At 73.5% G+C, this 10,250-nt stretch carries 12 protein-coding genes; 11 read left to right on the forward strand and 1 reads right to left on the reverse strand.

Translation table 11 applies throughout. The features are described from left to right. Positions 1–5: 5 nt before the first annotated feature. The 11 genes from SPF06_RS20700 to SPF06_RS20750 are packed head-to-tail and all read left to right on the forward strand — an operon-like array spanning position 6 to position 9,946. On the forward strand, positions 6–401 hold the full coding sequence (locus SPF06_RS20700) for a flagellar basal body rod protein FlgC (protein WP_323281055.1): 396 nt from the start codon (positions 6–8) through the stop codon (positions 399–401). After that, positions 398–724, forward strand: a complete 327-nt coding sequence (fliE, locus tag SPF06_RS20705) for a flagellar hook-basal body complex protein FliE (RefSeq protein ID WP_323281056.1) — start codon at positions 398–400, stop codon at positions 722–724. The genes SPF06_RS20700 and fliE overlap by 4 nt, the downstream gene beginning before the upstream one ends. After that, positions 724–2,352, forward strand: a complete 1,629-nt coding sequence (gene fliF / locus SPF06_RS20710; RefSeq protein WP_323281057.1) for a flagellar basal-body MS-ring/collar protein FliF — start codon at positions 724–726, stop codon at positions 2,350–2,352. Before fliE ends, fliF begins: the two co-directional genes overlap by 1 nt. After that, on the forward strand, positions 2,349–3,368 hold the full coding sequence (gene fliG / locus SPF06_RS20715) for a flagellar motor switch protein FliG (protein ID WP_428985811.1): 1,020 nt from the start codon (positions 2,349–2,351) through the stop codon (positions 3,366–3,368). Before fliF ends, fliG begins: the two co-directional genes overlap by 4 nt. Next, positions 3,358–4,002 (forward strand): FliH/SctL family protein, encoded by a 645-nt coding sequence (locus SPF06_RS20720; protein WP_323281058.1) that lies wholly within the window; start codon positions 3,358–3,360, stop codon positions 4,000–4,002. The genes fliG and SPF06_RS20720 overlap by 11 nt, the downstream gene beginning before the upstream one ends. After that, on the forward strand, positions 3,999–5,309 hold the full coding sequence (locus SPF06_RS20725; RefSeq protein ID WP_323281059.1) for a FliI/YscN family ATPase: 1,311 nt from the start codon (positions 3,999–4,001) through the stop codon (positions 5,307–5,309). Before SPF06_RS20720 ends, SPF06_RS20725 begins: the two co-directional genes overlap by 4 nt. After that, complete coding sequence (locus SPF06_RS20730) at positions 5,306–5,749, forward strand: flagellar export protein FliJ (protein WP_323281060.1); 444 nt, start codon at positions 5,306–5,308, stop codon at positions 5,747–5,749. The genes SPF06_RS20725 and SPF06_RS20730 overlap by 4 nt, the downstream gene beginning before the upstream one ends. Then, positions 5,746–6,795, forward strand: a complete 1,050-nt coding sequence (locus tag SPF06_RS20735) for a C40 family peptidase (RefSeq protein ID WP_323281061.1) — start codon at positions 5,746–5,748, stop codon at positions 6,793–6,795. Before SPF06_RS20730 ends, SPF06_RS20735 begins: the two co-directional genes overlap by 4 nt. Further along, the gene (locus tag SPF06_RS20740; RefSeq protein ID WP_323281062.1) at positions 6,792–8,297 is read left to right on the forward strand and encodes a flagellar hook-length control protein FliK; all 1,506 of its coding nucleotides are present in this window, start codon (positions 6,792–6,794) and stop codon (positions 8,295–8,297) included. Before SPF06_RS20735 ends, SPF06_RS20740 begins: the two co-directional genes overlap by 4 nt. A gap of 14 nt (positions 8,298–8,311) precedes the next feature. Beyond that, positions 8,312–8,731, forward strand: a complete 420-nt coding sequence (locus SPF06_RS20745; protein ID WP_323281063.1) for a flagellar hook assembly protein FlgD — start codon at positions 8,312–8,314, stop codon at positions 8,729–8,731. A 39-nt stretch (positions 8,732–8,770) separates the two neighbouring features. Further along, entirely contained in the window at positions 8,771–9,946 is a 1,176-nt protein-coding gene (locus SPF06_RS20750) for a flagellar hook protein FlgE (RefSeq protein ID WP_323281064.1), read from the forward strand. A gap of 97 nt (positions 9,947–10,043) precedes the next feature. Here the strand turns inward: SPF06_RS20750 and SPF06_RS20755 are convergent. Further along, on the reverse strand, positions 10,044–10,250 hold a 207-nt coding region (locus tag SPF06_RS20755), incomplete at its 5' end, for a hypothetical protein (protein ID WP_323281065.1).

Raw genomic sequence — 10,250 nt, forward strand, 5'->3', positions numbered from 1 at the left:
GCAGAATGACTTTCGACACGATCGGCATCGCGGGCACTGCGCTCACCGTGCACCGCAAGTGGCTCGACGCGATCTCGGACAATCTGGCCAACGTCAACACGGCAGCCCCGACGAGCGGGCCCGCGTTCCAGGCCCGGTACATCGAGGCGCAGGCAGGGCCCGGCACGAGCGGCGTCTACATCAAGGGCACGCCCGAGGGCGACGCGACCGGCCGCCTCGTCTACCAGCCCGACAGCCCGCTAGCGGACAAGGACGGCTACGTGCGGTACCCAAACATCGACCTCAACGAGCAGATGGGGGCGCTCATCATGGCGCAGCGCGGGTACCAGGCGAACGCCCAGGTCGTGGACCGGGCGCGGGACATCTACGAGGCCGCGCTCCAGATCGGGAAGCAGGCATGAGCGTCGCACCGATCTCTTCCCTGGGGGGCCCGCTCGAGGGTTACGCCGCCCAAGCGGCGCAGGGGACCCCGCCGTCGTTCGCGCCAGGGCCGACGACGGCGGGCGGCGACTTCGCGGCGAGCCTCGCGGGCGCCGTCGACAACCTCCAGCAGCTCCAGTCGACGTCGAACCAGCTCGCCGTGCAGGCCGTGACCGGGAACCTCGATGACATCCACAAGGCCACGCTTGCCGCCACTCGCGCCCAGGTGACGCTCGAGCTCGCGGCCACCGTCCGCAACAAGGGCGTCGACGCGTTCAACGAGATCATGAGGATGCAGGGCTGATGCCGCCGTTTGCCACCGCCGCGTTCCGCCGCTTCTCCGCGACCGTGAGGGGCTTCACGCTCGGCCAGCGCACCGTCGCGATCATCGGATTGGCGGTCCTCGCCCTCGGATCGGCCGCGCTCGTCTCGTGGCTCACGAAGCCGAGCTACGCGCCGCTCTTCACGGGCCTGCAGAGCTCGGACGCGAGCGCCGTCGTGCAGCAGCTCGGCAAGGACAACGTGCCGTATCAGCTGGCCGACGGCGGGGCCACCGTCCTCGTCCCGCAGGACAAGGTGTACGACGAGCGGCTCAGGGCCGCCTCCGCGGGCCTTCCCGCGGCCCCGGCAACGGGGTATTCGCTCCTCGACAAGATGGGCGTCACGTCCTCGGAGTTCCAGCAGAACGTGACGTACAAGAGGGCCATCGAGGGCGAGCTCGGCACGACGATCTCGCACCTCGACGGGGTCCGGGCCGCGACGGTGCAGCTCGCGATCCCCGAGAAGACGGTCTTCACGTCCCAGCAGCAGGATCCGACCGCGTCCGTCTTCGTGCAGACGCAGCCGGGCATGGCCCTCGCGAGCGACAAGGTCGACGCGATCGTCCACCTCACCTCAGCCGCGGTCCAGGGCCTCAAGCCGGCCAACGTCTCGGTCGTGGACTCGCAGGGGAACGTGCTCTCCGCGGTGGGGGCCGGGACGTCCGGGAACGGTGCGAAGCAAGCAGCGGACTACCAGGTGCGGACGCAGGCGGCCGTGCAGGCCGTGCTCGATCGCGTGGTCGGGCCGGGCAATGCGACGGTCGCGGTCATCCCCGACGTCAACCAGGAATCCGCGCAGCAGAAGTCGGAGACGTTCTCGAGCTCGAAGGACACGGCCCCTCTGAGCCAGTCCTCGAAGTCCGAGAAGTACACGGGAACCGGGGGCTCGGGGGCATCGGGCGTGCTGGGGCCGGACAACATCGCCGTCCCGTCCGGCGGGGGTTCGGGCGGCGTGGGTGGTGCAGGACAGAACGGCACGTACGATTCGACGACGGACACGCGGGACAATGCCGTCAACAAGGTGACCGAGGATCGCACGGTCCCCGCGGGCGCGCTCAAGCGCCAGTCCGTCTCCGTCGCGATCAACCAGGCCGCGGCGAACGGCCTCAACATCCAGAACCTCAACGCGCTCGTCTCCGCCGCGGCAGGGATCGACACGGCGCGCGGCGATGTGCTCTCGATGCAGGTGGTCCCGTTCAGCACGGCGGCCGCGGACCAGGCCAAGGCCCAGCTCGCGCAGGCGCAGGCCGACGACGCCGCGAAGGCGCAGGCGGCCATGTGGACGAACATCATGTGGGCGGCGATCGCGCTGCTCGCGATCCTCGCGGCCGCGGCCATCGCGTGGCTGCGGGCCCGCCGCGGGGCGATCCGCGAGCCCCTCGACGTCGGCGCGAGCATCGTGTTCGACGAGATCGAGGAGCCCATCGCGATCGAGGCTCCGGCGACGGCGGCGCTCCCCGTCGCGGAACAGCTCCCCGCGCTTCCCGATCCCGCCGTCGAGGTGCTCGACGCCGAGCGGCGCCGCGCCCAGATCGACCGCCTCGGCGCGACGGACCCGCAGAAGACGGCCGAGTACCTGCGCGGGCTCATGGACGAGAGGCAGCCCGTATGAGCCCGATGGCGACCCTCACGGGCACGCAGAAGGTCGCGATCGTGCTCATGCAGATGCGCCCCGAGAACGCGGCGAAGGTCATGGCCCAGTTCAGCGAGGCCGAGGCCGAGGACGTCGCGGCGGAGATCGTGCGGCTGAGCCGCGTCGATCCGGCCCTCTCCGAGGAGGTCATCGCCGAGTTCCACGAGATCGCGGTGGCCGGGCGGCGCACGACCCGCGGCGGGCGCGAGCTCGCCGCCGGCCTCCTCGAATCCTCGCTCGGGGCGGACAGGGCCGCGGGCGTCATGGGCCGCCTCGCCTCGACGATGGCGGGCAAGTCGTTCGAATTCCTCGAGTCCGTGGACCCCTCTCAGCTCCTCACGCTCCTCGACGGCGAGCTCCCCGAGACCATCGCCCTCGTCCTCGCGCATCTGCGGCCGGACAGGGCCTCCGCCGTCATGGCCGGCCTCGGCGAGGGCCAGGCGATCGACGTCGCCCAGGCCCTCGCGACGATGGGCTCCGCGACGCCAGAGGCCGTGAGCATCGTCGCCGAGAGCCTCAGGGCACGCACCGGGACCGCGCTCGCCCCGGGGCGCCGGCAGGTCGAGATCCTCGGCGGGGTGCAGCCCCTCGTCGACATCATCAACCGCTCCGACATCGCGACCGAGCGCACGGTCCTCGACGGCCTCCACGAGCGCGATCCCGAGCTCGCCGAGGAGGTCCGCTCGAAGATGCTCACGTTCGCGGACATCGTCAAGCTCGAGCGGCGCGACATCCAGCAGATCCTCCGTGGCGTCGACGCGGGCGTCCTCGCGCGCGCCATGAAAGGGGCGGCACAGCCCGTGCTCGACGCGATCAACGGCAACGTCTCCGACCGCAATCGCGAGATCCTCCAGTCCGAGATCGCCGCCGTCGGGCCCGTCCGGGCTTCCGAGGTGCAGGAGGCCCGCGCGTCGATCGTCCGGGCCATCCGCGAGCTCGAGGCGTCGGGCGCGATCACCGTGCGCCGCGGGGAGGAGGACGACCTTGTCTACTGAGCTGTTTGCCGAGCCTCGCACGGAGGTTCAGCCCGTCGTCTTCCCCGCCCTCCGCGCGCCGGGGGAGTCCGAGGGCTTCACGCGCGGTCACGCGGCCGGCTACGCCGCCGGGCTGCGCCGCGCCGAGGCCGAGGCACGGGCGCGGCGCGCGGAGCACGACGCCGAACTCGCCACCATCCTCGCGGCCGGCCGCGAGCGGGTCGAGCGGGCCGTCACCGTTCTCGACACCGCCGCGGACGCCCTCGCGCAGCGTGTCGCCCCGGTCCTTTCCGAGGCGGAGGCCCAGCTCGCCGCGGCCGCCGTCGCCCTCGCCGAGGCCGTGCTCGGGCGCGAGCTGAGCGACGCCCCGCGCGCCGCCCGCGCCGCGCTCGAGCGCGCGCTGTCCGCCCCGGATGCCGCGAGCGTCCTCCGCGTGCGGCTGCACCCCGACGATCTTGCGCTCCTTGAGGGTCTGCGCGAGGGCGCGCCCGACGCCGGCACATCGCCCGGCGCGCCGCCCGCCGTCGTCCTCGTCGCAGACCCGACGCTCGCGCGCGGCGACGCCGTCGCTGTCTATCCCGATGGCGAGCTTGACGCTCGGATCGGGACGGCGCTTGCGCGTGCGGCCGAGGCGCTCGCCGAGGAGTGCGCGTGAGGGGCCTCGCTGCGGCGCTTGAGGCGGCCGCGCCAGAGCGCGTCGGAGTGGTCACCTCGGTGCTCGGGCTGGGCCTCGAAACAGCCGGGCTGCCGTGTGCCGTCGGCGACCTCGTCGTCGTGACGAACGACGACGGCGCCGCCACCGAAGCGGAAGTCGTCGCCTCCGCGCGGGGTCGGGCCACGTGCATGCCGCTCGGCCGCATCACCGGCCTCCGCCCGGGCGACCCTGTGCGCGCGCGGCGAGGCGGCGACGTCGTCCCGACCGGCGCGGGCCTGCTCGGGAGGGTGCTCGACGGCCTCGGCCGGCCCATCGACGGGAAGGGGCCGCTCGGCGCCGTCGAACGCGTCCCGCTCGACCGCGAGGCACCGCGCGCAATGGACCGAGCGCGCATCGACGCGCCACTCGAGACCGGCGTGCGCGCGCTCGACACCCTCGTGACGCTCGGGCGCGGCCAGCGCCTGGGCCTCTTCGCGGGGTCGGGTGTCGGGAAGTCCTCGCTCTTGTCGATGATCGCGCGCGGCACGCAGGCAGAGGTTTCCGTCATCGCGCTCGTGGGGGAGCGCGGCCGCGAAGTCCGCGAGTTCCTCGACGACGACCTCGGCCCGGAGGGGCTCGCTCGCGCGGTCGTCGTCGTCGCGACGTCGGACGAGCCCGCCCTCATGCGGCGCCGCGCCGCGTTCACGGCGACCCGCATCGCCGAGTCCTTCCGCGACCGCGGCGCCCACGCGCTGCTCATGATGGATTCGCTCACACGCGTCGCGATGGCTCAGCGCGAGATCGGGCTCTCCGCGGGCGAGCCGCCCGCGACCCGCGGCTACCCGCCGTCGACCTTCGCCCTCCTCGCACGGCTCCTCGAACGCGCAGGCACGGCCGAGGCGGGTTCGGTGACCGGCATCTACACGGTCCTCGTCGACGGCGACGACCACAACGAGCCCGTCGCCGATGCCGCTCGCTCGATCCTCGACGGCCACCTGGTCCTCGACCGGCGCCTCGCCGTGAGCGGCCACTACCCGCCGATCGACGTGCTCGGCTCGGTCTCACGCGTCGCGGCGAAGGTGAACCCGCCCGAGCGCACCGAGCTCGCAGCGGGCCTCCGACGCGTGCTCGCCGCACGGAAGGCCGCGCAGGACCTCATCGACGTGGGCGCTTACCAGCGAGGGAGCAGCCCGCTCGTCGACGCGGCCCTCGCCCACGAGGCCGAGATCGGCGAGTTCCTCCGCCAGCCCCTTGACGACCGCACGCCGAGCCCCGAGGCCTGGGATCGTCTCGCGCGGCTCGACGCGACCCTCGGAGGTGCCCGATGAACCCCCAGTTCCCGCTCGCGGGGCTCCTGCGGCTCCGCCGCCTCGAGCAGGATCAGGCCGCCGCGCGGCTCGGCGCCGCCAACGCGCGCCTCCGCGCCCTGTCGGCGCGCGAGGACGCGGCGAGGGCGGAGGCCGAGCGGATCTCGTCCGACGTCGACGGCGCGGCTGCCCTGCGCGCGGTCGCCGCCGCGCGAGCCTCCTCGCTCGGCATGCTCGCCGAACTCCACGCCCTTGCCGAGCTCGCCGACGCCGAACGCGACGAGGCACTGCTCGAGTTCGGAGCGGCCCGCGCCCGGACGATCGGGCTCGAGAAGCTCGAGGCCCGCCACGCCGACGCCGTGGCGGCCGCGGACCTCGCGGCCGAGCAGGGTCTCCTTGACGACCTCGGGTCCGGCGCCCGGCCCGGCGGGGATCGTGGCGACACAGGGGTAACACCGTGACACTCGACGCCGCGATCGGCCGGATCAACGAGATCCAGTCGGCCCTCGGCCGGCTCGACCCGTCGCACACGCCCGCGGGGACTCGCATGGCGGGCCGCGTGTCGTCGTCGGACGCCCTCGGCAGCGCCTCGGGCGCGTTCGGCGCCGCGCTCGCGGGCGCCGTCGGGGCGGGCGACACCGGGGCCACGGGCGCCGGGGTGACCGGGGACGCCGTCGCCGCCGACGCGCAGCGCTACGTCGGCGTGCCCTACGTGTGGGGCGGGACGGATCCCGCCACGGGGATGGACTGCTCCGGGTTCGTCCAGCGGGTCTACGCCGACCTCGGGATCCGGCTCCCGCGCGTCGTGCACGACCAGATGCGGGAGGGGACGCCGGTTGCGTCGCTCGCCGACGCCCGCCCGGGAGACCTTCTCGTGAGCTTCGGCGGCGAGCACGTGGCCATCTACCTCGGCAACGGCAAGGCCATCGACGCGCCCGAGCCCGGCAAGACGATCCAGGTTCGGGACGCGTGGGAGCAGCACGCGAGCCTCACCGCAATCCGCCGGATCGTGCCGGACGGGCCGCTGCCGGACAGGCCGGGCGCGGCACGGCACGGCGTCGCGGGGCTCGACGCGACCCAGCTCGGCTACGCGCGGGCGATCGTGGGCGAGGTGCGCGCTCGCGGGCTTCCCGCGCAGGCCGCGGTCGCCGCCGTCTCGACGGCCCTGCAGGAATCGTCGCTGCGCATGTACTGGAACCCCAAGGTGCCCGGCTCGCAGGCCCTTGCGCCCGACCCGTCCGCGCGTGGCACCGACGGCTTCTCGGTCGGGCTGTTCCAGCAGCAGGTCAACGGGAGCCAGTTCTCGTGGGGCACGGTCGCGGACGCGATGGATCCCGTGCGGTCCACGGATATGTTCCTCGATCGCCTCACAGCGATTCCGGGCTGGCAGAGCCTCCCGGTCACTGTCGCGGACCAGGCCGTCCAGCGCTCGGCCTACCCGGACGCGTACGCGGCCTGGGAGCCGGCCGCCCGCCAGATCGCCGCTGGACTCGGAGGTGCCGCATGACGTCGATGACCGTCGCCCCGCCCGTCGCGCAGCCCGCGGGCTCGTCCGGGTCGGCTGCCGGCTCGGCCTCCGGCCGGGACTCCGCTGGCGCGTTCGCCGCGGCGCTCGCGGGGATGGACGCCGGATCGCTCGCGCGAGGCCGCGGCGCCGACGGTGCGGCACCTCGGCACGACCGCGTGCGTCCCGAGGGAGCGCGGGCTGACACGACGGACGACGACGGCGCCGCCACCGCGCCGTCCGACGCGCAGGATCCGCTGCTGGTCGCCTCGTGCGCGGGCCTCGTGCCGCGCCTCGACGCGAACGGTGGGGGAGGAGAGCCAACGCCCGGGTCGGCCAGCGCGTTGGTGGCGGCCGGGGGGCCGGGCCTGCCGGGGGCGGGCGTGATGCGGACGGAGCTGCCGGGGCAGGAGGGCACAGGTTCACGCGTGCCCGATCCCAGCGGGCCGTTTCCCGGCGCCGTGGGCGCGGCCGGGCTTTCGACGGCTGGGGTGATGGTCGGAGATGCGGTGGCTGCCGGTGGGATCGGTGTGGACGACGGCGCCGCCTCGCCAGCTTCGGGGACCGGAACGTTGGGGTCCGTCGGGTTAGGCCCGGGCGCGGTTCCTAGGGGGCAGGAGGGCGCCGACGCCGTCGGCAGCGCTGGTGCGGGTGGTGGCAGTGCGGTCCACGGCGCGGGCGCCAGTGCGGGTGGCAGTGCGGCCCTCGGCACGGGTGCCGGTGCGGGTGGCCTCGATCCCGCGGCGCCCGGAGGCGCTGGAGCGGCCGGAGGTGTTGGAGCCGCCGGTGGCGCTCGAGCGCTGATCCCGGCGGGGGCGGATCGCGTGGCGGGCCCGCCCGGGGCCGCCGGAATCCCGGCTGGTTCCGTGGCCCCTCCCGCGTCGGGCAGCGACTGGCAGCCGGCCCTCGCCGCGGGCGCCGCGTCGGGGCGTCGCGAGACCGCGAGCTCTGCCGACGCACCCCAGGCACCGTCGGCCGGACTCCCGCCGTCGTTCGCTCCTCCCGCGCCGTACGCGACGCGAGGCGCCGTCGTTCTTGAGGCCGCCCAAGGCGTGCCGGTGCCTGCGCCGCCGTCGTTCGCGCCCCAGCTTGCGAAGCCGCTCTTCACGCTGACGGCCGCGGCGCCGGGCGAGCACGTCATGATCGTCAAGGTCACGCCCGAGGATCTCGGGCCCGTCACGGTGCAGGCGCACATCGGCGCGGGCGGCGTGCGGGTCGAGCTGTTCGCGCCCACGGACGCCGGGCGGGCCGCCGTCCAGGCCGCGCTCCCCGAGCTCCGGCGCGACCTCGCGAGCTCGGGGATCGGGGCGAGCCTCGACCTCTCGAGCCGCAGCACGCCGCAGGATTCCGGCGCTGGCGGGCAGCGCGGGAGCGGCGGCACCGCGGATCGGGGCACCCAGCATGGGCGCCAGACGGCCGGGGTGAGCCTTGCGCGCCTCGTCGGGGCCCGCGCGTCGCCCGCTCCGCCGGGTTCCCATGACACCGGCCTCGACATCCTCGCGTAAGGGAAAGCAGAACCATGAGCATCAGCCCCATCGCCGCGCCTGTCGGCCCGACGAGCCTCACGTCCGCGGCGCCGACGCGCGCGCCGCAGCAGACCATGGACTCGACCGTGTTCATGTCGCTGCTCGTCACGCAGCTCAAGAATCAGGACCCGAGCTCCCCCATGGACACGAACGCGATGATCAGCCAGACCACGCAGCTCTCGATGATGGAGAAGCTCACCCAGCTCGCGACGGACTCCGCGTCGGGGCTGTCCGTGCAGCAGCGGTCCGAGGCCGCGGCGCTCCTCGGGCGCTCGGTGACCTACCTGACCGCGGGCGGCGCCTCGGGAAGCGGCACCGTGGGCTCGGTCTCGTACAGCGGCAGCGTGCCCTCGTTGTCGGTGGGCGGCGCTTCCATCCCCCTGACCGCGATCACGGGTATCACGGGCGCCTGACACCCCGGCCCGCCTCCCAACCCACAGAAAGGCAGCACCATGCTCCGCTCCCTCTACTCGGGCATTTCCGGCCTCCGCGCCCACCAGACCATGCTCGACGTCACGGGCAACAACATCGCGAACGTCAACACCGTGGGCTTCAAGGGGTCCGCGACGGAGTTCGAGGACACGCTCTCGCAGCTCACACAGGGCGCTTCGGGGCCGCAGCCCACGACGGGCGGAACGAATCCCGCCCAGATCGGCCTCGGGGTCAAGGTGGCCGCCGTCGCCACCAACTTCAACCAGGGCTCAGCCCAGTCCACGGGCAAGGCCACGGACATGATGATCTCCGGCGACGGTTTCTTTGTGACGAGCCGCGGGGGCCAGCAGCTCTACACTCGCGCGGGGTCGTTCGGCTTCGATGCGTCGGGGCAGCTCGTGACGCCCGACGGCGGCCTCCTCCAAGGCTGGACCGCCGATGCTTCCGGAGTGGTCAACACGGGCGCGCCGCTCGGGACGATCGCCCTCTCGCCCACCGCGACGATCCCCGCCGTCGCGACGACGGCAGCGACCGTCGACGGGAACCTGCCCTCGGACGCCGCCGTCGGCGCGACCCTCGAGCGGGACGTCCGCGTGTACGACGGCGCGGGCGTGAGCCGGAATCTGGCTCTCACCTTCACGCGGACCGCCGCGGGCTGGGACGTTGCGGGCGCGGACGCGAACGGGAGCACGGGCACCGGCTCGCTCGCGTTCACCAATGGCACGCTCACGTCGGGCGGCTCGCTCGCGGTGGGCGGCATCACCGTGGACCTTTCGACCGTCACAGGATACGCAGGCATGACGACCATCGCGGCGATCGGCCAGAACGGCTCGGCCGCGGGCACGTTGGAGTCCTTCACGCTCGGAAGCGACGGCTCGCTCGTCGGCGCGTTCAGCAATGGCCTCAAGCAGACCGTGGGCCGCGTGGCGCTCGCGAAGTTCACGAACCCGGGCGGGCTCGAGAAGGCCGGCGACTCGTCCTACACCGGCACCGCGAACTCGGGGACCGCGCAAATCGGCCAGGCGGGGACGCCCGGCTTCGGCACTCTCACGGGTGGGGCGCTCGAGATGTCCAACGTGGACCTCTCCCAGGAGTTCACGAACCTCATCGTCGCGCAACGCGGCTTCCAGGCGAACGCGCGCATCATCACGACGTCGGACCAGGTGCTGCAGGAGCTGGTGGACCTGAAGCACTGATCCGCCGGAGCCGCCGCGGGTTTCGGACACAGCCTTCAGCTTCGGCGGCGGGCAAAGTCCGAAACCGCGGGCACCTACGGCAGCCCGGGGCCGGGCCCTACTTCTTCAGGTCGAAGCGGTCGTTGTCCATGACCTTGGCCCAGGCCTTGACGAAGTCGGCGACGAACTTCTCCTTCGCGTCGTCCGAGGCGTAGACCTCGGCGAGGGCGCGGAGCTCGGAGTTCGAGCCGAAGACCAGGTCCGCGCGGGTGCCGGTGAAGCGGCCGTCGGCGGTGGTGAAGGTCTTCTCCTGGGCGTCCGGGAT

The sequence above is a fragment of the Sinomonas terricola genome, from assembly GCF_034931225.1.
Taxonomy (GTDB): Bacteria; Actinomycetota; Actinomycetes; order Actinomycetales; family Micrococcaceae; genus Sinomonas; species Sinomonas terricola.

Coding starts and splice junctions, on each gene's coding strand:
- SPF06_RS20700 (WP_323281055.1), top strand. CDS start 6: ATGACTTTCGACACGATCGGCATCGCGGGCACTGCGCTCACCGTGCAC.
- fliG (WP_428985811.1), top strand. CDS start 2,349: ATGAGCCCGATGGCGACCCTCACGGGCACGCAGAAGGTCGCGATCGTG.
- fliF (WP_323281057.1), top strand. CDS start 724: ATGCCGCCGTTTGCCACCGCCGCGTTCCGCCGCTTCTCCGCGACCGTG.
- fliE (WP_323281056.1), top strand. CDS start 398: ATGAGCGTCGCACCGATCTCTTCCCTGGGGGGCCCGCTCGAGGGTTAC.
- SPF06_RS20745 (WP_323281063.1), top strand. CDS start 8,312: ATGAGCATCAGCCCCATCGCCGCGCCTGTCGGCCCGACGAGCCTCACG.
- SPF06_RS20730 (WP_323281060.1), top strand. CDS start 5,306: ATGAACCCCCAGTTCCCGCTCGCGGGGCTCCTGCGGCTCCGCCGCCTC.
- SPF06_RS20750 (WP_323281064.1), top strand. CDS start 8,771: ATGCTCCGCTCCCTCTACTCGGGCATTTCCGGCCTCCGCGCCCACCAG.
- SPF06_RS20740 (WP_323281062.1), top strand. CDS start 6,792: ATGACGTCGATGACCGTCGCCCCGCCCGTCGCGCAGCCCGCGGGCTCG.